The sequence below is a fragment of the Clostridium beijerinckii genome, assembly GCF_008705175.1.
In the GTDB taxonomy this organism is placed as follows: domain Bacteria; phylum Bacillota; class Clostridia; order Clostridiales; family Clostridiaceae; genus Clostridium; species Clostridium beijerinckii.
The window spans coordinates 5,060,970-5,083,352 of the sequence record NZ_CP043998.1 but is presented as its reverse complement, the minus strand read 5'-3'; the positions used below and the strand labels follow the sequence as shown (position 1 = coordinate 5,083,352).

Below are 22,383 nucleotides of genomic sequence, written 5' to 3'. Positions count from 1 at the left end.
AAATGTATATAAATTAATATGACAATAAAGCAGTTTTAGAATTTAATAAAATTATTTATCTAATGTCTAGTCATTATTGCATTCCGATCTTACATTGAGCTGGGGACGGTAACGGTATGAGGGCTGGACATTAGGTGATTATAAGAGTTATTTTGTATTAGGTTTAGTAATATTACAATGGAATGATATTCAGAAGAGATTAGAAATTATTTTAAAATTAAGATTTATTTAATTTAACTATAATAATAATATAAATTTATCACATAATAAGTAAACGATTTAAAAAAATTACACGTAGTGGAGGTTTTTATGGGATTAGAGATGAGTAATATAAAAAATGCCATTATTAATGGTAAGACAGTGCTTGGTATTGAACTAGGTTCAACTAGAATTAAAGCAGTTTTAATAGATGAAAATAATACTCCAATAGCTTCAGGGAGCCATGATTGGGAAAATAAATATGTTAATAATATTTGGACTTATGGTTTAGATGATATCTGGACTGGCGTTCAAGATAGTTATAAGAAGATGGCTGAAGATGTCAAAGAAAAATATGGAGTTACTATTGAAACAATAGGCGCAATTGGATTCAGTGCTATGATGCATGGATATATGGTTTTTAATAAAGAGGGAGATCTTTTGGTGCCGTTCCGTACATGGCGTAACACTATTACTGAAAAAGCCTCAGAAGAATTAACAAAATTATTTAACTACCATATCCCTCAAAGATGGAGTATTGCTCATCTTTACCAAGCAATATTAAACGGTGAAGAACATGTGGCTGATATAGATTTCCAAACAACTTTAGAAGGATATATTCATTGGAAATTAACAGGTGAAAAAGTTATAGGTGTTGGAGAGGCATCTGGAATGTTCCCTATTGATATAGATACAAAGAATTATAATGCACGTATGATTGATCAATTTGATGAGTTAGTAGCTCCTAAGAATTTTTCATGGAAACTTGGAGATATTTTACCAAAGGTATTGTTAGCTGGAGAAAATGCAGGTGTACTTACTGAAGAAGGTGCAAAGCTTTTAGATGTTACAGGACAATTAAAAGCAGGTATTCCATTCTGCCCTCCAGAGGGTGACGCAGGAACAGGAATGGTTGCAACTAACAGTATTGCAAAGCGTACAGGTAATGTATCAGCAGGAACATCTGTTTTTGCGATGATCGTACTTGAAAAAGAATTATCAAAAGCATATGAAGAAATAGACTTAGTTACAACTCCTACTGGTAATTTAGTAGCTATGGTTCACTGTAATAACTGTACTTCGGATCTCAATGCTTGGGTTGGATTATTTAAAGAATTTGCAGAGGCATTTGGTGTAGAAGTTGATATGAATAAGTTATTTGCAACTCTATATAATAAGGCACTTGAAGGGGATTCGGATTGTGGCGGATTATTAGCTTATAATTACTTCTCAGGTGAGCATATAACTGGTTTTGAAGAAGGACGCCCACTATTTGTACGCTCAGCAGAGAGTAAATTCAATCTAGCTAACTTTATGCGTGTACATTTATTTACATCATTAGGAGCACTAAAAACTGGTTTAGACCTTCTTCTTAAAGAGGAAGGTGTTAAGGTCGATGAAATGTTAGGACATGGCGGTTTATTTAAGACTAAAGGTGTAGGACAAAAGATAATGGCAGCAGCTATAGATGCACCAGTTTCTGTGATGGAAACTGCTGCCGAAGGCGGAGCGTGGGGAATTGCAGTACTTGCATCTTATATGATAAATAAAGATGAAAATGAGACATTAGACGATTATCTTACAAATAAAGTGTTTGCAGGACAAATGGGTACAAAAATAGATCCAGATTCTAAAGATGTTGAAGGATTTAATGAATTTATAAAACGCTACACTAGTGGGCTTGCTATTGAAAGAACAGCGATAGATAGCCTTAAATAGAAAGTATGATTAATAAGGTTGAATTCAATAAAAAGGATTCAACCTTATTATCTATTATCTATAAATAATAAAGGAATAGATAAACAATATATAATTTATGTTTATATTATAACTCACCTCAATTATAGATATTTCGATTCATAAAAATTGTAAAAATATCATTGAAGCGGCTAAGAATCAGCTTATATATACTTTAGTATGCTCTGATTTCTAGTTTAACAAGTTAAAATTGAACATTTTATTGTAACGAATCCTAGATGTATGCACATTGATAAAGAAATATAATAAAATTGTACATACAATATAAAAAAAACTATTGCTATAGTGATGAAAACGATATATAATAAATACATGAAGTACGTACAACATATTAACAAGTACTTCTTCTAAAATTATAACACATTAAGAGTTAGAGTATGTGTATCAGATAGAAGTGACAAGATAGGCTATTCTCAATTTGTACAAGCAGGATACATATATAAATAAATGTTAATGTAAATTTTTGTTATGATAATAAAGAAGAATATTGATGTACTTACAAGATATATATCATAGAGCATATATAGGAAAATGTATTTTCCATGATATATATTCAAATTATATGAATAATATCAATCAAACATTAAACAATAATATTTACTAGGATAGGGGAGGAATTTTATGAACGAAAAGCACATTACTTTATGTAACAAATTATTATACTATCTAGTAGCTCCTGGCTTATTACTATATTTTATTTCTATCGATTCAGGAATAATTACTTCTTCTTTTGGTGTACTAGCTATATTTGGATTAGCCATTTTGCTTGGAGTAGGAATACCAATGATTTATAAGAGAAAGAATCCAGAGTATAAATTCAATATTAGTAGTAAATATGCTAATGCTATGGCTATATTAGTTATTCTTGAGTTAACTTATAATATGTCAAAATAAATAAGAACATGTCTGAATTTGATGAAAACGTATTGATAAAGTTTAATTTTTGGTTATAAGTGTATTAAAAAAATTATATTGTTTTAATAATTTAGAATATTAACTTTTAGTCCACTTTAATTTATCAGAAATGATAACTATTAAGCAGATTAAAAGAAAATATAAATTTATAATTTATTATATGGGAAGTTGAAGGGAGAAAATATTATGAAGAAAAAATTAATGGCTATGTTATTATCAATGGCATTACTAGGTTCTATCGGTGGATGTAGTGTAACAACTAGTGCTCCAAACTCAGATGCAGATAATTCTAAAACAGAGTCACAGGGAAAAACTGACGGGGGATCAGGAAGCGGAAAAACAATAGGTATTTTAATGCCAACTAAATCTTCTGAACGTTGGATAAATGATGGAAATGACATGGTAAAACAGTTAAAAGATCTTGGCTATAATACAGATCTTCAATATGCTGAAGATGTTGTAGAAACTCAAGTATCACAAGCAGAAAACTTAATTACAAAAGGTGTTAGTGGCTTAGTAATTGCAAATATCGATGGTGAATCTTTAACTGATGTTTGTCAAAAGGCTAAAGATGCAGGAATTCCTGTTATAGCTTATGACCGTTTAATTAAAAATACTGCAAATGTAGACTATTACATTTCTTTTGATAATAAACTTGTAGGAAACCAAATGGGTCAATATATAGAAAAAAAATTAGATTTAAAAAATGCACAAAAATCATTTAACATAGAATTATTTGCTGGGTCTCCAGATGATAATAATGCTCATATGTTCTTTGAAGGTGCAATGGAAGTACTTCAACCATATATAGATTCTAAGAAATTAACTGTAGTTTCAGGTCAAACTAAATTTGATGAAATCTGTACATTAAGATGGGATGGAGCTTTAGCACAATCAAGAATGGAAAATATATTAACTGCTAACTACTCAGGTGGTAAAAAAGTTGATGCTGTATTATCTCCTTATGATGGTATAAGCCGTGGTGTTGTAGAAGCGTTAAGAAGTGTTGGATATGGTTCAGGGGATCTTCCATGGCCAGTAATTACAGGGCAAGATGCAGAAACAGCTTCAATTAAATCTATAATTGCAGGAGAGCAAACATCAACAATATTCAAAGATACAAGAAAATTATCAGCTCAAGCTGTTAAAACAATCGATGCAGCTATTAAAGGTCAAAAAGCTGAAGTTAATGATGAGAAGACTTACAACAATGGAGTAAAAGTTGTACCATCTTACTTATGTCAACCTGTATCTGTAGATAAAACAAACTACAAAGAAGTTCTAATTGATTCAGGATATTTAAAAGAAGCAGATCTTTCTAAATAAGATTAACAGCAGTAATGATAGTGCGGACAACTTTGTTCCACTATCATTCAAATAAGGAGGGGCGTGACGTATGTTAAAAGACAATGATATTATTCTTGAAATGATAAATATAACTAAGACATTTCCTGGTGTAAAAGCACTAGATAATGTTAATTTAAGAGTGCAATCAGGAGAAATTCATTCTCTTTGTGGAGAAAATGGAGCAGGTAAATCAACTTTAATGAAGGTATTAAGTGGAATATATCCTCACGGATCATACGAAGGTGCAATTCTATATAATGGAAAGGCATGTAAATATAAAGGCATAAAAGACAGTGAGGCAGATGGAATAGTTATTATACATCAAGAATTAGCTTTGAGTCCACATCTTAGTATAGGAGAAAATATATTTATAGGAAACGAAATTGCAAGTCATGGAGTTATAGACTGGCAAGAGGTAAGAATTAGAACTAAAGAATTACTTAAAAAGGTCGGATTAGATGAAGACCCAGATACAATAGTTAACACACTTGGTGTTGGTAAACAACAATTAATTGAAATTGCAAAGGCATTATCAAAGAACGTAAAATTATTAATTCTAGATGAACCGACTGCATCATTAAATGAAGATGACAGTGAAAATTTATTAAAATTAATGTTAGAGTTAAAATCACAAGGAATTACATGTATTTTAATTTCACATAAGTTAAATGAGGTTTCAAGAGTATGTGACTCTATAACAGTACTACGTGATGGAGCTAGTATTGAAACATTAGATGCCTCTGGAGGGCAAATCTCAGAGGATAGAATTGTTAAAGGGATGGTTGGTCGTGAACTTACAGACCGTTATCCAAAAAGAACTCCTAAAATTGGAGATGTGATGTTTGAAATAAAGGATTGGAATGTATATCATCCAGATTATCCGGATAGAAAAATGGTTGATAATGTAAATATAAAAGTTAGAAAAGGCGAAGTACTTGGAATTGCAGGGCTTATGGGTGCTGGAAGAACTGAACTTGCAATGAGCATTTTTGGTAGAACATATGGACAAAAGATTTCTGGTAGCATTTTAAAAGAAGGTAAAGAAATTCATATTAAGACAGTTAAAGATGCAATTAATGCAGGTATTGCTTATGTAACTGAAGATAGAAAAGAAGCAGGTTTAAACCTAATTGATGATATTCGTCACAACATTTCAATAGCATCATTAGGCAAAATTTCAAATAATGGTGTTATAAATGAACAAGTTGAAATTTTAGCTGCAGAAGAATTTAGAAAATCAATGAAAATCAAAACCCCAAGTATATTACAAATTACAGGAAACTTAAGTGGTGGAAATCAACAAAAAGTAGTACTTTCAAGATGGGTTTATGCAGAGCCAGACTTACTAATTCTTGATGAACCTACTAGGGGAATTGACGTTGGAGCAAAATACGAAATATATACAATTATAAATGATTTGGTAGCTCAAGGAAAAGCAGTTATTGTAATTTCATCCGAATTACCTGAAGTCCTTGGATTAAGTGACAGAATCTATGTCATGAACGAAGGAAAGATTATTGGAGAATTAGATAAGAAAGATGCTACTCAAGAAGTTATCATGAGTAAAATTGTTGCATCAAAATAGGGAGGTAGTAAAATGAGTGAAGCAAGAGTTGAAGAAAAAAAAGTTGCAAAAAATACATTTAATAAATTTATGAAAGACAATGGTATGCTAGTTGCATTATTGGTGGTAGTAGTTATATTCTCGATTTTAACTAAGGGAGTTATGTTAAAATCACTTAACATAACAAATTTAATTCAGCAAAATGGTTACGTACTTATTCTTGCAGTTGGAATGCTTTTAGTAGTTATTGTAGGTACGGTCGATCTTGCGGTTGGTTCAGTGTGTGCCTTTGTTGGAGCAATAGCCGGTGTTCTTATGGTTAATAAAGGAATGAATCCGGTAGTATCTGTTGTTCTATCACTTTTAATAGGTGCAGCTGTTGGAGCTGTACAAGGATATTGGATTTCGTATAAAGCAATTCCAGGATTTGTTGTAACATTAGCGGGACAATTAATCTTTAGAGGATTCTCAATGATAATATTAAATGGTAAGACAATAGCTCCATTCCCAAATGAATTTGCGAACTTAGGATCTGGATTCATACCTCCACTATTCTACTTTAAAATGGGTGATATTTACTTAGTAGGATCAGCAATGATTATAGGTGTTATACTATCAGCAATCATGGTGTTTAATAATATAAAAGGAAGAAAGAAACTTCAAAAATATAATTTCAATGTTGATCATAATTCAATGTTCCTTGCTAAAAATATAATATCAGTTGTAGTAATTATGGGTGGAAGCTTTGTATTAGCATCTTATAAAGGTATACCAAATATATTAATAATAGCAGGAGTATTAATAGCAATTTACTCATTCATTACTACTAAAACAGTATTTGGTAGACAAGTATATGCAGTTGGTGGTAATAAAAAAGCAGCAGCTTTATCAGGTGTAAACGTTGATAAGATTACATTCTTAGTATTTGTAAATATGGGATTGATGGCAGCATTAGCAGGACTCGCTTATGCAGCACGTGTTAACTCAGCACAACCTAAAGCAGGTGTTAACTTCGAATTAGATGCTTTAGCAGCTTGCTATATAGGTGGTGCATCTACAGCAGGTGGTACTGGAAGAATTTTAGGAGCAGTTGTTGGTGGACTTGTAATGGGAGTACTTAATAATGGTATGTCTTTAATGGGAGTTGATAATAACTGGCAACAAGCTATCAAAGGATTTGTATTATTATTCGCTGTAGTATTCGACTTATATTCAAAGAAAAAGAAATAAATATAGCAGCAATATAATAAATGGTTTCTTCAAACTTTAAAACATAGTCTGTTAATAAAATGTGTTAAATAAATTAAGGAAAAGAAAATGTATGAGGTTAAGGCAAGTTTTTCACTAAATATTTTATATATAGTGCAGAACTTGCCTTTTACTATTACGTATAATTTGAAAGATATATCGTTAAGAGTAAGTATTAAATAGTACTACTTATAATACTTTATTTTTAGATATGTATATGTGTTGAAATTCACAATTCACATTTCAACGATTCACAATTGCGGCTAAAATTCTTGTGATATTTTTAGAATTATAATGAAGGATTACTTTTTCAATATATATGTTAAGAAAAAAATAACTACTAATAATAGTAAAATTAATATATAATTTAGTGGACAATTATATATTAATTTAGGCAAGCGTTATTAATTAAATGAGTTGATAGATAAAGTATTAGAACTACAAATGAAAAAGATGGAGGAATAAAATGAATACTAGAATAATAGTAGACAGTTGTGTTGATTTTAATAATGAAGTTTTTGGAAATGAAGAGTATATGGAAAGAATTCCATTTAAAATTATTATTGATGATGAAGAAATCGTTGATAAGAATGTAAATATAAATGATCTACTTGAAAAAATGAAAAGCAGCAAAAACAAAATTAAAACAGCATGCCCATCGCCACATGATTTTCTAGAAGCTTTAAAAAAGTGTAAAAATAATTTTGTTGTAACCATTTCTGGTAAATTAAGTGGATCACATAATAGTGCTGTATTGGCAAAGGAAATGTTTCAAGAAGAGTTTCCAGAAAGTTTCGTTCATGTATTCGATTGTAAGACAGCAGTATCTGGAGCTGATCTAGTTGTTTTAAAAATAAAAAAGTTAATTGAAGAAAAAGCACATAATTCTCAGATTGTAGAGCAAGTTACTGAATACATAGAAAATATGAAGACATTATTTGTTTTAGATAAATTGGACAACCTAGTTAAGAATGGTAGGATAAGCAGTGCAAAAGCTTTAATGGGATCACTTCTGCAAGTTACTCCAATTATGACTGCTAACGATGGAAAAATTGTGCTAAAAGAGCAAGTAAGAGGGAAGAAAAAGGCATTTAATAGACTAATAGACCTAATAGGTGAAGAAGGCAGCGATTTTAAAAATAAGGTTCTAGGAATAGGGCATATAAATGCAAGAGAAAAAGCAGAAAAGCTTAAGGAAGAAATAAAAAACAAATATAACTTTGAAGATATAATAATTTTTGAAGGAAGCGGATTAAGTACTGTTTATGCTGATGATGGTGGGATTGTAATTTGCTACTAACGCTAAATTATAAAATATTAATTATATAATTTCACAGTTAGCTATTTTGATTTATGAGAATGTCATTACATAAAATATTTAGATGAATGATATCAGTAGATAATCCTAAGAAAATATTTAATAAAATAAGAAATATAAAGCAAGCTTTGCATTAGTTAATATAGTTAATGTAAAGCTTGCTTATTTTTTGAATATAGAAGAAGTTATAACTTAGTTTTATTTTGATTTCTCCATTGCCTAGGAGATATATTATAGAATTCTTTGAAGGATCTAGAAAAGTGAAACTGATTTGGATATCCAGTTAGTTCAGAAATTTCTCTAATAGATATATTATTATCCTTCAACATTTCGCATGCTTTAGATAACCTATACTTAATTAAAAACTCCTGAGGAGTAGTTTTCATAGAGTTTTTGAATATTTTACCAAAGTAACTTCTATCTAAGTTACACCATTTTGCAATATTTTCAACAGAAATATTATTGTTATAATTCTTTTCAATGTAATTTATAGCTTCTCTTACATAAAATTCTTGAAGATTACTAGCACTTTTGGTGTTATTAAAACTTGAATTTTCTAGTAGAGCATAGAAGAATAAATAAAGATGACCTAAAATAGCTGAATCAGGAGCACTTGGGTTATTTAATAAAAACATTAGATTGTCCTTTATAGAATTATCATCATTATTATATTCTTTAGGTGTAAAAATTGGATTTTTGCTTGATAGACCTATTTCTTCAAGATATCGTTGGGCTTTTAAGCCTTCAAATTCTACCCAAACATAATTCCAGGGATCATCTTTATCAGCCTCATAAGTGTTAATTATATTTGGGGTTAATAAGAAACCTTCACCCGCTTTTATAGTATAAATGGAGGAGTCATTTTGTGTTCCTTTATTAAATGAGTAGAGTCTTCCTTTTCCAGATAAAACATAATGGAAAAGAAAATGATTTTTAACCGTGGGGCCAAATGAATGTAGGGGATCACAACGTTCTGAGCCAAATTGATAAAGTATAATATCTACATAATTTATGTTATTAAAAATATAACTTTTAAAATCGGCCAAATGGTATACCTCCTTTTGAAAACGTTAAATGGATAAATTTTCTTCCATTATAACATAAAATATATACTTTTGCGTTTATAGTTGAACAATAACTAAGTAATATAGCAAAAGTATATATTATTAGCTTGTTTATTCTATGTATTCCGGAATTTTTTAATGATAATATTTAATTATAGAAAGTGAATAAAGTCCAAAGAACGCTTTATACTGCAGTAATAGCACCTGATGTGTAAAACAACAAAATTATATAGAAATTCTATATAATTCGTTTTTAGCCAATTTTTGAAAAGCTTTACTTAAATCCTTTTAACGATAATAATATATATATTTGCTTATAATTTGAACAAATTAAAATGATGAATGTGATTTTAATATTAGTGTTGCAAACTACATATTAAAAATATATTTGTTTATAAAATCGAATATGTACAAAAATAGGAGGGAAATTTAATGAAAAAGAAAATTGTTTCTTTAATCTTAGCTAGTATGATGGCTGTTACAGGACTTGCTGGGTGTGGTAGTTCAAATTCTGCAGCAACTGGTGGACAAGACACAGCTAAGGGATCTAGTGGGGGAGATGTACACATTACTTATGGAATTTGGGATTCTAATCAGGAAAAAGGTCTTAGGAAAATGGCAGATGAATTTGAGGGAAAAAATCCAGGGATAAAAATTGATATACAAGTAACGGGTTGGAGCGATTATTGGACAATGTTAGAGGCGGCAGCTACAGGAGGATCTCTGCCAGATACCTTTTGGATGCATTCAAACGAAATTTATAGGTATGCATCAAATGGAATGCTTATGGATTTAACAGATAAAATTAACAAAAGTGATGATGTGAAATTATCTAATTATCCAGAAGGGTTGGTGAAGATATATAATTTGAATAATAAACAATACGCTATTCCAAAGGATTATGATACTATAGGTCTTTGGTATAACAAAACAATGTTTGATAAAGCTGGTATTTCATACCCTGATGAAACATGGAACTGGGATAAGCTATACGAAGCAGCAAAAAAATTAACAACAGGTGATGGAAAGCAATATGGATTCCTAGCACCTTTACACAATCAAGAAGGATATTATAATTTTGTATATCAAAATGGCGGAACAATCATAACTGATGATAAAGTATCAGGATATGATAACCCTAAGACAATAGAAGCAATGAAATATTATGTGAGATTTGTTAGTGAAGGATTGTCACCTAAAATTTTTGATGATGCAGCACGTGCAGAGACACTACAAAATGGACTATGTGCAATGGGGTTTTTTGGTTCTTGGAATTTAAGTGGATTTGCAGCAAATGACTATATGACTAAGAATTTTAATGTTACAGTATTACCTTCAGCAAATGATGGAAAGAGAGCTAGTATCTTCAATGGACTTGGAAATGCAATTTCAGCTAATACAAAGCATCCAGAAGAGGCTTGGAAATGGGTTCAATATTTAAGCTCAAAAGATGGACAGACAAAGCAAGCTGAACTTGGAGTTGCAATTTCTGCTTATAATGGTACAGCTGATGCATGGATAAATTCAAACAAAACATTTAATATAAAATGCTTTGTTGATATGGTTAAATATGCACAAATACGACCATATTCTAATACAACTGCAAAATGGGAAGATAAGGCATATGAAATGTTAAAAGGTGCATTTACTGGAGAAAAGACAGTAGAAGATGCTTGTAAAGATACTGCTAAAATGATGAATGATGCATTAAAAGAGGAAAAATAAAATAATTATTTATGATTACGGCAGCAAGTATGTTGCCGTAATATTTAAAATAAATATGATAGGAGATGAATATATGGCAAAAAATATAACAGTAAATGTAGGAAAACCATCAAAACGAACAATTAATGAGTGGAAATGGGCATATTTTTTAGTCGCTCCTACTATTATTGGACTTATAATATTGAATATTATTCCTATTATTGAAACTCTATATTTAAGTTTTTTCAAGAGTGGGGATTTTGGAAAAGGAAATATATTTGTTGGCTTAAATAACTATAAAAAGATGTTTGAAGATGTCCAGGTATGGTACGCAGTAGGAAATACTTTGAAATATACAATTATAGTTGTACCAGTAACAGTAATAATAGCAATGGTATTAGCTGTATTATTGAATTCCAAGATTAAGGGAAAAGGTATTTATAGAACAATATATTTCATTCCAATGGTTGCTGCACCGGCAGCAATAACAATGGTTTGGAAATGGTTATATAATAATCAATTTGGTCTTATTAATCATATGATATCTAAAATTGGAATCGGACCTGTAGATTGGATCGATAACCCTAATATTGCTCTTTATTCTATAGCTATTATTGGAATATGGAGTACAGTTGGATATAGTATGGTTTTACTTATAGCAGGCCTTCAGGAAATACCAAAAGACTATTATGAGGCTTCAAGTATTGATGGAGCAAAACCAGTACGACAATTTTTCAATATTACTTTACCGCTTGTATCTCCAACTTTATTTTTTGTTGTTGTTACTAGTATAATTCAGGCAATGCAAGTGTTTGATGTGATTTACATGATGATTGATGTAGCTAGTCCTGCATATGATAAGACGGTATCGTTAGTTTATTTATTTTATAATAGCTCATTTAAGTATGCAGATAAAGGATATGGTTCAGCTATAGTAATGTTACTTCTTGCTATTATTATGATAATTACAGTATTTCAAATGAAAGCACAGAAGAAATGGGTTAATTACATGTAGAAAGGGGAACTATATTATGAAAATGAAAAGAGATGCTTCAAAATTATTTATACATTTACTTCTATTGCTTGGAGTAGTAATTATGATATTGCCATTTGTTTGGATGCTACTTACATCATTTAAAACTGTATCAGAGTCTACTTCAATGAATCCATATGTAATTTTTCCATCAGATTGGAAGATCGAGAATTACTTTGAAGCAATAAGACAAAACAATTTTATTATATTATATTTTAATACTTTTGCAATGATGTTTTTTAGGATATTTTGTTCAGTGGCTTTTAGCGCTATGGCGGCTTATGCCTTTGCGAGATTAAAATTCCCAGGAAGAGATTTTTTATTTGGAATTGTGTTATTTCAAATGATGGTTCCAGTTCAACTTTTTATAATTCCACAATATTTGATGGTAGATAAAATTGGAATGAGAAATTCAATATTTGCGCTTCTTTTTCCAGGACTTGTAAGTGCATTTGGTACATTTTTGTTAAGGCAATTCTTTATGGGATTGCCAAAAGAATTAGAAGAATCTGCAAGGCTTGACGGCTGCAATATAGGACAAACATTTTTAAAAGTTATGTTACCCTTAACTAAGTCTGGCCTGGTTGCACTTGGAATATTTACAGCATTATTTGCATTTAAGGATTTAATGTGGCCGCTAATTATTAATTCTAGTGCTGATTCCGCAACTTTATCATCGGCACTTGCAAAAATTCAAAGTGCATATTCTGTTAATTATCCTCAATTGATGGCTGCGTCTGTACTTGCCATTTGGCCAATGCTTGCAATTTATATTGTATTCCAAAAACAATTTATAGAGGGTATAGCAACTTCAGGTGGAAAACTTTAATCCGGTAACTCTAATGAACAAAGATAATTTTCAGAAATACATAGGGAGGAGTAGTTATATGGCAATTAAATTTAACGCAAAATCAAAGGAGTTTCATTTATACAATAAAGAGATTAGTTATATCATAAAAATACTAGATAATAATGAGCTGGGAAATTTATATTATGGAAAAAGGATACATCATAAAGAATCATTTTCATATCTTTTTGAAGGGGGGATGCGTCCTTTAGCAGCATATGTATTTGAAGGCGATACTTTCTTTTCGCTGCAACATACTAGGCAGGAATATCCTTCTTATGGGACAACAGATTTTCGCTATCCTGCATTTGAAATAAAGCAGGAAAATGGAAGTAAAATTACTAATTTTCAATTTCAATCCTATAATATTTTTCAAGGTAAAAAGAAATTAGAACAACTTCCAGCTACCTATGTGGAAAATGAGAAAGAAGCACAAACTTTAGAAATAATATTATATGATGATTTGATTAGTACAAGATTAGTATTAAGTTACACCATATATGAAGATTTCCCGATAATAACAAGAAATGCAAAGTTTATCTATAAAGGAGAAGATAAAGTTACATTAACAAAGGCAATGAGTTGTAGTATAGATTTACCAGATTATGATTACGAAATGGTGCACCTTTCTGGAGCTTGGAGTAGAGAAAGACATATAAGAAATAAAAAATTAGACCATGGAGTTCAATCAATTTACAGTTTAAGAGGGACAAGCAGTGCAGAGCATAATCCATTTATAGCCTTGAAGAGACCAAGCACAACTGAGTTTGAGGGCGAAGTGTATGGATTTAGCTTAGTTTATAGTGGGAATTTTTTGGGTGAAGTTCTTGTTGATACTCATGATACATCTAGAATTATGTTAGGAATTCATCCAAGTATGTTTGAATGGATACTAAATAAAGATGAAAGTTTTCAAACTCCAGAAGTTGTAATGGCCTATTCGGATAAAGGAATAAACGGAATGAGTCAGGCTTACCATAAATTATATAGAACCAGACTTGCTAGAGGCTATTGGAGAGATAAGGCAAGACCAATTCTTATAAATAATTGGGAAGCTACGACATTTGATTTTGATGAAGAGATAATACTAAATATTGCAGAAACAGCAAGTGAATTAGGCATAGAGCTATTTGTGTTAGATGACGGATGGTTTGGGAGTAGAAATAATGATAAAGCAGGGCTTGGAGATTGGTATGTAAATACTAAAAAGTTTCCAGATGGAATAGTTGGACTTTCAAAGAAGATAGAAAACATGGGTATGAAATTTGGACTTTGGTTTGAACCAGAGATGGTAAATAAAGATAGTGATTTATACAGAGCTCATCCAGATTGGATTATCCATACACCAAATAGGACGGCATCCCATTGTAGAAATCAGTATACATTAGATTTTTCAAGAAAGGAAATAGTAAATTATATCTATAATGCAATGTCAAAAGTATTCAGAGAGGCATCGATATCATATGTAAAGTGGGATATGAATAGATATATGACTGAATGTTACAGTGTCTCTACAATTGCGGAAAATCAAGGAAAAGTAATGCACGAATACATTTTAGGAGTGTATGCATTATATGAAAGATTAACATCTGAATTTCCACACATTTTATTTGAATCATGTTCGAGTGGTGGTGCAAGATTTGACCCCGGAATACTTTATTATGCACCACAAGGATGGACAAGTGATGATACCGATGCAGTTGAACGTATGAAAATACAATATGGAACTTCATATGTTTACCCAATAAGCTGCATGGGGGCTCATGTATCTGAAGTTCCGAACCAACAAGTTTTTAGAATAACGCCATTAGAAACTAGAGCAAATGTAGCTTATTTTGGAGCTTTTGGATATGAGTTAGATTTAAATCATTTATCCGAAGAAGAAAGAACGATTGTGAAGAAACAAGTTAAATTTATGAAAGAAAATAGAGAATTAATACAAAAGGGAACTTTTTATAGGCTTATAAGTCCCTTTGAAAATAAATTAAATTCTTGGATGGTTGTCTCAGAAGATAAATCCGAAGCAATAGTTGGTTATTATAAAATACTTAACACAGCTAATGAAGGTTTTAAGAGGATAAAGTTACAAGGATTAGATGAAAATAAAAAATATTATATAAATAATAATAAAGAAGAATCTTTTTTTGGAGACGAATTAATGTTTGCTGGAATTCCAGTAAGATCAGAAGATTTTTGCGAACATGGTGGAGATTTCACTTCAGCAATATATCATTTGAATGAAATAAATAATTAGTTTAGAAGCAGTAGATATGCAAGTTAATCATGATTTTTTATCTACTGCTTATTTATATAGTAATTTATACACAATAACAGGATGGAATGCGAATGATAATTATATGTAGAGTATGAAAGATCTAAAAACTAGATATGGAAATAAGCATCTCTGATTAATTACTCTATTGTGTTTTTTAGGGAGCATGTTTAGGAGATGGGGAAAGATAGATGAGTAAATATATAAAAATTAATGAGAATAATTTAAATATTGTATTAGAAGTAACTAAAGATAGAGATATAAGATTGCTACATTTTTCATATCTTCCTTTTGAACAGCTTAATAAATTAAGTGAAGATGAAAAAGAAAAATGTAGATTATTAGAATTGCAATCTACAGGAGAAAATCAATTAAATCATAGAGGAGTAAAACATACAGGAACTCTGCCCGGACATAGGATGATTTATGAGAGTCATAATGATGAAATTCTAAAAGAAGGAAGAAGAATTACTATTAACTTAGTTGACAAGATTACAAAAATTGAAGCAAAAGTGATATTTCAATTTTATAATGATTTACAAATCGTTAGAACATGGAGTATTTTAGAAAATAAAGGTGAAAGAAGTGTTGGAATAGAGTATATAACTTCATTTGCTTTAACTGGTATTGATAGAGGCGGAGCATTAGACAGAGAAGATAAAATGAAGATATATATTCCTCATAATGAGTGGTGTGGTGAAGGTATGTGGGAGAAATATTCATTAAAAGATGTTGGAATATTCCATGTGGAAGACGAATCAACAAATAGATTGTTAGTTTCTAATACAGGAAATTGGTCAACCTGTCAGTATGCACCTCTAGGATTTATAGAAAATACAGAAATAAGTAATGGTTACATGTGGCAAATAGAGCATAATGGTTCATGGAATTGGGAAATCAGTGACATAATGAATATGTTGTATTTAAAATTGAGCGGGCCTTCAGAAGCAGAAAATCATTTCTGGAAAGAACTAAAACCTAATGAAAGCTTTGAAACAGTACAAGTCGCAGTTACAAGCATAAGTGGAGGATTGCAAGCAGGAATAGAAGTTATGACTAAATATAGGCGTAGAATAAGAAGAGAAAATGATGATAATAAAAGATTACCAGTTATTTTTAATGATTATATGAATTGTTTATCTGGTGATCCTACTACAGAAAAACTAATTCCTCTTATTAATGCTGCATCACTAGCTGGTTGTGAGTATTTTTGCATAGATTGTGGATGGTATAGTGATGGACCTTGGTGGGATGGTGTTGGAGAATGGCTGCCATCTAAAGAGAGATTTAAAAATGGTATTAAAGAACCTCTAGACTATATAAGAGAGAAAGGAATGATTCCAGGGCTTTGGCTTGAACTTGAGGTAATGGGGATAAATTGTTCATTAGCAGACAAATTACCTGATGATTGGTTCTTTATGAGGCATGGAAAGAGAATAAAGGATCATTCAAGATATCAATTAGATTATAGAAATCCAGAAGTTAGAAAGTTTGCAACTGGAATTATAAAGAGAGTTGTAGAAGAGTATGGTGTTGGATATATAAAGATGGATTATAATATTAATATGGGGATTGGTACTGATAACAAAGCTGATAGTGCAGGTGAAGGACTATTAGGTCATAATAGAGCATATTTAGTTTGGTTAGATGAAATATTTAAAAGATATCCTGACTTAGTTATTGAGAATTGTGGTAGTGGTGGACTTAGAATGGATTATGCCCTATTGCAAAGACATAGTATACAATCAAGCAGTGACCAAACAGATTATAGAAAAAATGCAGCAATTGCAGCAGCGGTACCATCTTTAGTTACTCCAGAACAATGTGCAGTTTGGTCTTATCCATTGCGAGATGGGGATAAAGAAGAAGTAATATGTAACATGGTAAATTCTATGTTATGTAGAATTCATCAGAGTGGGCATTTAGCAGAAATAAATAATGAATCCTTTAAATATATCCAAGAAGGAATTAAATATTATAAAAGCATCAGACATGATATACCAAATGGAATACCATTTTGGCCAATAAAAATGCCATCTCTGGACGATGAATGGATAGCATATGGACTGTTATGTAGCAGGGTATGTTATCTTGCTTTATGGAGGATGCAAAGTGAAAATGATATTATAGAGATTCCATTGGAAAAATTTAATGGAGAAAATATATCTGTAAAAATGGGTTATCCTGAAGACGTAGATTTAAGTTGGAATATAAATAAAATTAAGAATATTTTAATCATTAGAAATAAACATAATTATAGTGGAAGAATTCTCGAGATAAGGTGGTGAAAATGGTATTTATATAGTTTATTGGAAATATATAATTAATAAAGGAGCTATACCTGATAATTTAATTTTTTATAGAAATGATGACTATTGCTAAAATATACTTTTATGATAAAATATATATGTAGTCTGACTTCAAAGGGAAATCCCAAGAAGAAAGACTCTTAACACATGATCGTTCTGAAACACATGAGGGTTCGTCCCAAATGACAAGGCGGTATTATAGATAGAGATATGTACGCTATCCCTGCGCCTTTTTGTGGCATGGGGATTTTTTATTGCAATTGAAAATAGTAATTGCTAATTAATACGGTGAATATAAAAATATTTTCTTCTTGAAAGGAATAAAGAATATGGATACAAGAATCGCATTGATAGGAATTATAGTGGAAGATATGAATTCAACAGATAAGCTCAACAATATTTTGCATGAATATTCGCAATATATGGTTGGGAGAATGGGGATACCTTACAGAGAAAAGAATGTGGGTATAATAAGTGTAGTGATAGATGCTACCAATGATATAATAAGCTCATTATCAGGTAAACTTGGTATGATCGAAGGAATAAATGTAAAAACAATGTATTCTAAAACTGCTAAATAAATATTAAATATAGTAATAAGTAGATTAGCTTTAATTAATATTTTAGCCTTTGCCAAAATTGGATGAAGAAAGCATTAATCAGAACGAATTAAATTCAAAATTTAAAAATCCAATTATAGAAAGAAGAGTAGAGTAATGTATAATGTTAAATCAAAAATAGCAACAGAATTTATTGATAACGAAGAGATATTAGAAACCCTTGAGTTTGCTAAGAAAAATAAGAACAATAGAGAATTAATTAATGAAATTCTAGAAAAGGCTAAAGAGTGTAAAGGAATTTCACATAGAGAAGCAGCGGTTTTACTTGAATGCGAATTAGAAGATGAAAATGAAAAAATGTATAAACTTGCAAAAGAAATCAAGCAAAGATTTTATGGTAACAGAATAGTAATGTTTGCGCCACTATATCTTTCTAATTATTGTGTAAATGGATGTACATATTGTCCATACCATCACAAAAATAAACATATAACAAGAAAGAAGCTTACTCAAGAAGAAATTAAAAACGAAGTAATTGCACTGCAAGATATGGGACATAAAAGACTTGCATTAGAAACAGGAGAAGACCCAGTAAACAATCCTCTTGAATATGTTCTTGAAAGTATAGAAACAATTTATAGTATAAAACACAAAAATGGAGCAATTAGAAGAGTTAATGTAAATATCGCAGCAACAACTGTTGAAAATTATAGAAAGTTAAAAGACGCAGGAATTGGAACATATATCTTATTCCAGGAAACATACCACAAGAAGACATATGAAGAACTTCATCCAACAGGACCAAAGCATGACTATGCTTATCATACAGAAGCTATGGATAGAGCTATGGAAGCTGGAATTGATGATGTTGGTCTAGGTGTATTATATGGCTTAAATATGTATAGATATGATTTTGTAGGCTTATTAATGCATGCAGAACATTTAGAAGCAGCTATGGGAGTTGGTCCACATACTATAAGCGTACCTAGAATAAGACCGGCTGATGATATAAATCCAGATGAATTTACAAATGCTATTTCAGATGAGATATTTGCTAAAATAGTTGCAGTACTTAGAATTACAGTTCCATATACAGGTCTTATTGTTTCTACAAGAGAATCTCAAAAAACAAGAGAAAAAGTGCTTGAACTTGGAGTCTCTCAAATAAGTGGTGGATCATCTACAAGTGTTGGTGGATATGTTGAAAAGGAAAATGAGGAAGAAAACTCAGCACAATTTGATGTAAGTGATACTAGAACTTTAGATGAGATAGTAAACTGGTTGCTTGAAAGAGGTCATATTCCAAGTTTCTGTACAGCTTGCTACAGGGAAGGAAGAACTGGAGATAGATTTATGAGCCTTGTTAAATCAGGACAAATAGCTAACTGCTGCCAACCTAATGCATTGATGACATTGAAGGAATATTTAGAGGATTATGCTTCTGAAGATACACGAAGAAAAGGTGAGGAAGTAATTAAAAATGAAATTCCAAATATTCCAAATGAAAAAGTTAAGAAGATAGTATTGGAAAATCTTGAAAACTTACATGAAGGAAAACGTGATTTTAGATTTTAGATAGATTAAATTAATTAATAAAGCTATATGCATAGTTAAAGTAGACTTGTGTATAGCTTTATTATTTTTTCTATAATTAAGTTTATAGTTAAAAATGATTAGCAAATACTCAACATTTCGATATAAGAGTAGATTTTTTAGTTGATTATATAAATTAAAAATATTATCATAATAATTAGCAATATATGTTAATTTCAACATCTTGGTAAAACGTTTTCTATTGCAAAAAGGTTAATAAATGGTCGAGATTATAAATTTAGAGAGGGGAAAAGTTATGTTTTTGAGAAGAAGCCTGCCTATAAAATTTAAATTAACTTTATCATTTTTGACGGTAGCAATTTTAATTGGCGTAGTAGGAATAATAGGAGCATTGTCTTTGAAAAATGTAAATAATAAAGCATCAGGAATGTACAATAGAAATTTTAATCATGTCAATGAGATCCTATCTATAAAATCAAATATGACAGAAATTAAAAGTAACATATTAATCATGATGTATGAAAAAGATAAATATAAGGTAGAGGAAGCACAAAAAAATGTTATTACTGCACTTAATGAGAATGATAAATATATAAATGATTATGAAAAATCACAAATGACAAGTAGTGAAACAAAATCTTGGAAGGAATTTAATGATAATGCGAAGGAATATAATCAGGTTAGAGACAAGGTAGTGAATGCTGTAAAATCAGAAGATTTAGAAGAAGCAAAAAAGAGGTATTTAGAAATGGTTCCTCTACAGACAAAAATGATGTATAGCCTGGATAAAGTTATAGATATAAATATATCTGATGCAAAATCAGCTAATGAGGATATATCATCTACTTATATTAATTCTAATAAAATTATGATTACACTTACTATCTTTGGATTAGTGGTAGCAATTATATTTGGAGCACTAATATCAAAGGCTATAAATATACCATTAAAAAAAATCAAAGGATTTGCAGAGAGATTAGCGTTATATGATTTTTCGACTCCAATTTCAATTAAAAGAAAGGACGAACTTGGACAAACAGGAAGTGCATTAAATAAAGCACAAGAAAATGTGAATAAACTAATTAGAGATATTATTCAAAATTCTCAAGATATAAGTACATCTAGTGAAGAACTTTCTGCAACAGCTGAGGAGCTTTCATCAAAAGCTGCGAGTATAGATGAAGCTGTAAGTACTATTTCACTAGGGATGGAGGAATCTTGTGCTGAGGCAGGAATTATAAGTACGACAGTAGATGAAGTAAACTCAAATATAAATGATTTATCTAAAAAAGCTATGGAAGGAAGCCAGAATGCTAATAGATCCAAAGAGAGAGCTATAGAAGTCAAAAACAATAGTAAAAAGTCTATAGATGAAATGGAGAAATTATCAAAGGAAAAACAAAAGAACATGTTAATTGTTATTGAAAATGGAAAGATAGTTGATAATATTAAAATTATGGCTGATACAATTGGAAGTATATCTGAACAAACAAATTTATTAGCACTGAATGCAGCAATAGAAGCAGCAAGGGCAGGGGAACAAGGTAAAGGATTTGCAGTTGTAGCAGATGAAGTAAGAAAGCTTGCAGAACAATCATCAGAGGCTGTAACAGCTATCAAAAATACTATAATTAAAGTTCAGGATGCATTTAATAACAGCATTAACACTGGAAATGATATATTGAAATTTATAAATACAGAGGTGCATGAACAGTTTAATGCCTATGGAAATACAGGAAATATATATTATAGCGATTCTGAATTTGTAAGTAAAATGTCAGAGAATATTGCAAACATGTCAGAAGAAATTACAACCACTGTAGGGAAAGTTAATAAGTTAGTACAAGAGATGGCATCGACAGCGCAGGAATCAAACGATCAAGTAGCTACGATAAAAGAAAGTGTAGATGAAACTTCAAAAGCCATAGAGCAAGTTGCTTTAACAGCACAAAACCAAGCAGGGCTTGCGCAAAAACTCAATGAAATGATACAAAGGTTTAAAATCTAAAGAAGATATGTGATGAAAAATAAAAGACTTATTTTAGTTATTTAGCAGCTAAAGTAAGTCTTTTTTAATTAATTAAGTAAATTTTATACCATTTCACTTTTTCCCTCTAGTTTTGCATACATCTTTTCTTGTTGTTTTGTAGTAAATTGAAAATATATTTCTGTATTGGTAACAGATTTGTGGCCAAGCCACCATTGAAGCTCTTTTATATCCATATCACATTCAGCAAGGTGAACTGCTGTAGTATGTTTAATGGTATGAAAATGGTGCTTTGACTTATCTTGAATACTTGCCATGGAGAAATATTGCTTCGTTAGGTGGTCTAGGGTTTGCCTTGAAATTGGCTTATTCTTTTGACTTGTAAATATAGTTTGAGCTTCAGATGTAATTTCATTTTCAGTAATGTATTTGTCTAAAACGCTTTTTGTTTTCTCATCTAGCCGCAGAGTATTATTCTTACTACCCTTTAATCTTTTACAATATATTTCTCCTTTATTAATATTATAATTCTCCAATTTTAACATTGATATTTCGGAAGCTCTAAGACCGCATCTATAAGCTAATCTAAATATTGCTAAATCACGTGTTGAATGCAGCTTTCCAGAATTTTCAATTGCATTAAATAGTGATAATACTTCTTTTTGCGTTAAATATTTAATTTCAGTTTCATTAGATGCCCTCATA

16 protein-coding genes are annotated in these 22,383 nt (G+C 30.6%); 14 read left to right on the top strand and 2 right to left on the bottom strand.

Annotated features, from left to right (window positions below):
- Window positions 1-309 precede the first annotated feature (309 nt).
- The 6 genes from F3K33_RS22805 (at window position 310) to F3K33_RS22780 (ending at window position 8,330) form a co-directional block, all read left to right on the top strand.
- Complete coding sequence (locus tag F3K33_RS22805) at window positions 310-1,917, top strand: xylulokinase (protein WP_039772011.1); 1,608 nt, start codon at window positions 310-312, stop codon at window positions 1,915-1,917.
- Between the two features lie 660 nt (window positions 1,918-2,577).
- Window positions 2,578-2,850, top strand: a complete 273-nt coding sequence (locus tag F3K33_RS22800) for a hypothetical protein (RefSeq protein ID WP_012060607.1) — start codon at window positions 2,578-2,580, stop codon at window positions 2,848-2,850.
- A gap of 207 nt (window positions 2,851-3,057) precedes the next feature.
- On the top strand, window positions 3,058-4,197 hold the full coding sequence (gene chvE, locus F3K33_RS22795) for a multiple monosaccharide ABC transporter substrate-binding protein (RefSeq protein ID WP_023973621.1): 1,140 nt from the start codon (window positions 3,058-3,060) through the stop codon (window positions 4,195-4,197).
- 70 nt (window positions 4,198-4,267) lie between these two features.
- A complete protein-coding gene (gene mmsA / locus F3K33_RS22790; RefSeq protein WP_012060605.1) occupies window positions 4,268-5,803 on the top strand; it encodes a multiple monosaccharide ABC transporter ATP-binding protein in 1,536 nt (511 codons plus the stop codon).
- A gap of 12 nt (window positions 5,804-5,815) precedes the next feature.
- A complete protein-coding gene (gene mmsB / locus F3K33_RS22785) occupies window positions 5,816-7,012 on the top strand; it encodes a multiple monosaccharide ABC transporter permease (protein WP_023973620.1) in 1,197 nt (398 codons plus the stop codon).
- Window positions 7,013-7,496: 484 nt separating this feature from the next.
- The gene (locus F3K33_RS22780; protein WP_039772010.1) at window positions 7,497-8,330 is read left to right on the top strand and encodes a DegV family protein; all 834 of its coding nucleotides are present in this window, start codon (window positions 7,497-7,499) and stop codon (window positions 8,328-8,330) included.
- Window positions 8,331-8,533: 203 nt separating this feature from the next.
- Here the strand turns inward: F3K33_RS22780 and F3K33_RS22775 are convergent, their stop codons facing one another.
- Window positions 8,534-9,394, bottom strand: a complete 861-nt coding sequence (locus F3K33_RS22775; RefSeq protein ID WP_023973618.1) for an AraC family transcriptional regulator — start codon at window positions 9,392-9,394, stop codon at window positions 8,534-8,536.
- Window positions 9,395-9,844: 450 nt separating this feature from the next.
- Here F3K33_RS22775 and F3K33_RS22770 point away from each other — a divergent pair, with 450 nt between their 5' ends.
- The 8 genes from F3K33_RS22770 to F3K33_RS22735 all read left to right on the top strand — a co-directional run bounded on the left by F3K33_RS22770 (window position 9,845) and on the right by F3K33_RS22735 (window position 21,699).
- The gene (locus F3K33_RS22770) at window positions 9,845-11,137 is read left to right on the top strand and encodes an ABC transporter substrate-binding protein (protein ID WP_039772009.1); all 1,293 of its coding nucleotides are present in this window, start codon (window positions 9,845-9,847) and stop codon (window positions 11,135-11,137) included.
- A 73-nt stretch (window positions 11,138-11,210) separates the two neighbouring features.
- Window positions 11,211-12,131, top strand: coding sequence for a carbohydrate ABC transporter permease (locus F3K33_RS22765; RefSeq protein WP_373866800.1), 921 nt, complete (start codon window positions 11,211-11,213; stop codon window positions 12,129-12,131).
- A 16-nt stretch (window positions 12,132-12,147) separates the two neighbouring features.
- The gene (locus F3K33_RS22760) at window positions 12,148-12,978 is read left to right on the top strand and encodes a carbohydrate ABC transporter permease (protein ID WP_039772007.1); all 831 of its coding nucleotides are present in this window, start codon (window positions 12,148-12,150) and stop codon (window positions 12,976-12,978) included.
- A 58-nt stretch (window positions 12,979-13,036) separates the two neighbouring features.
- The gene (locus tag F3K33_RS22755) at window positions 13,037-15,250 is read left to right on the top strand and encodes an alpha-galactosidase (protein WP_039772006.1); all 2,214 of its coding nucleotides are present in this window, start codon (window positions 13,037-13,039) and stop codon (window positions 15,248-15,250) included.
- 209 nt (window positions 15,251-15,459) lie between these two features.
- The gene (locus tag F3K33_RS22750) at window positions 15,460-17,556 is read left to right on the top strand and encodes a glycoside hydrolase family 36 protein (protein WP_039772005.1); all 2,097 of its coding nucleotides are present in this window, start codon (window positions 15,460-15,462) and stop codon (window positions 17,554-17,556) included.
- Window positions 17,557-17,906: 350 nt separating this feature from the next.
- Window positions 17,907-18,158 carry a TM1266 family iron-only hydrogenase system putative regulator gene (locus F3K33_RS22745; protein ID WP_012060596.1) on the top strand — a complete coding sequence of 84 codons (252 nt, stop codon included), beginning with the start codon at window positions 17,907-17,909 and terminating at the stop codon, window positions 18,156-18,158.
- A gap of 135 nt (window positions 18,159-18,293) precedes the next feature.
- Window positions 18,294-19,712: a [FeFe] hydrogenase H-cluster radical SAM maturase HydG gene (hydG, locus tag F3K33_RS22740; RefSeq protein ID WP_017210084.1), complete on the top strand. Its 1,419-nt coding sequence runs from the start codon at window positions 18,294-18,296 to the stop codon at window positions 19,710-19,712.
- A 274-nt stretch (window positions 19,713-19,986) separates the two neighbouring features.
- On the top strand, window positions 19,987-21,699 hold the full coding sequence (locus F3K33_RS22735; protein ID WP_039772004.1) for a methyl-accepting chemotaxis protein: 1,713 nt from the start codon (window positions 19,987-19,989) through the stop codon (window positions 21,697-21,699).
- A gap of 83 nt (window positions 21,700-21,782) precedes the next feature.
- On the opposite strand, the gene F3K33_RS22730 is transcribed toward F3K33_RS22735, so the two are convergent.
- Window positions 21,783-22,382 (bottom strand): tyrosine-type recombinase/integrase, encoded by a 600-nt coding sequence (locus F3K33_RS22730; protein WP_017210085.1) that lies wholly within the window; start codon window positions 22,380-22,382, stop codon window positions 21,783-21,785.
- Window position 22,383 lies beyond the last annotated feature (1 nt).

What these genes read in the sequence shown, in the direction of transcription:
- F3K33_RS22805 (WP_039772011.1), top strand. Translation starts at nt 310, where the DNA reads ATGGGATTAGAGATGAGTAATATAAAAAATGCCATTATTAATGGTAAG.
- F3K33_RS22800 (WP_012060607.1), top strand. Translation starts at nt 2,578, where the DNA reads ATGAACGAAAAGCACATTACTTTATGTAACAAATTATTATACTATCTA.
- chvE (WP_023973621.1), top strand. Translation starts at nt 3,058, where the DNA reads ATGAAGAAAAAATTAATGGCTATGTTATTATCAATGGCATTACTAGGT.
- mmsA (WP_012060605.1), top strand. Translation starts at nt 4,268, where the DNA reads ATGTTAAAAGACAATGATATTATTCTTGAAATGATAAATATAACTAAG.
- mmsB (WP_023973620.1), top strand. Translation starts at nt 5,816, where the DNA reads ATGAGTGAAGCAAGAGTTGAAGAAAAAAAAGTTGCAAAAAATACATTT.
- F3K33_RS22780 (WP_039772010.1), top strand. Translation starts at nt 7,497, where the DNA reads ATGAATACTAGAATAATAGTAGACAGTTGTGTTGATTTTAATAATGAA.
- F3K33_RS22770 (WP_039772009.1), top strand. Translation starts at nt 9,845, where the DNA reads ATGAAAAAGAAAATTGTTTCTTTAATCTTAGCTAGTATGATGGCTGTT.
- F3K33_RS22765 (WP_373866800.1), top strand. Translation starts at nt 11,211, where the DNA reads ATGGCAAAAAATATAACAGTAAATGTAGGAAAACCATCAAAACGAACA.
- F3K33_RS22760 (WP_039772007.1), top strand. Translation starts at nt 12,148, where the DNA reads ATGAAAATGAAAAGAGATGCTTCAAAATTATTTATACATTTACTTCTA.
- F3K33_RS22755 (WP_039772006.1), top strand. Translation starts at nt 13,037, where the DNA reads ATGGCAATTAAATTTAACGCAAAATCAAAGGAGTTTCATTTATACAAT.
- F3K33_RS22750 (WP_039772005.1), top strand. Translation starts at nt 15,460, where the DNA reads ATGAGTAAATATATAAAAATTAATGAGAATAATTTAAATATTGTATTA.
- F3K33_RS22745 (WP_012060596.1), top strand. Translation starts at nt 17,907, where the DNA reads ATGGATACAAGAATCGCATTGATAGGAATTATAGTGGAAGATATGAAT.
- hydG (WP_017210084.1), top strand. Translation starts at nt 18,294, where the DNA reads ATGTATAATGTTAAATCAAAAATAGCAACAGAATTTATTGATAACGAA.
- F3K33_RS22735 (WP_039772004.1), top strand. Translation starts at nt 19,987, where the DNA reads ATGTTTTTGAGAAGAAGCCTGCCTATAAAATTTAAATTAACTTTATCA.
- F3K33_RS22730 (WP_017210085.1), bottom strand. Translation starts at nt 22,382, where the DNA reads ATGAGGGCATCTAATGAAACTGAAATTAAATATTTAACGCAAAAAGAA.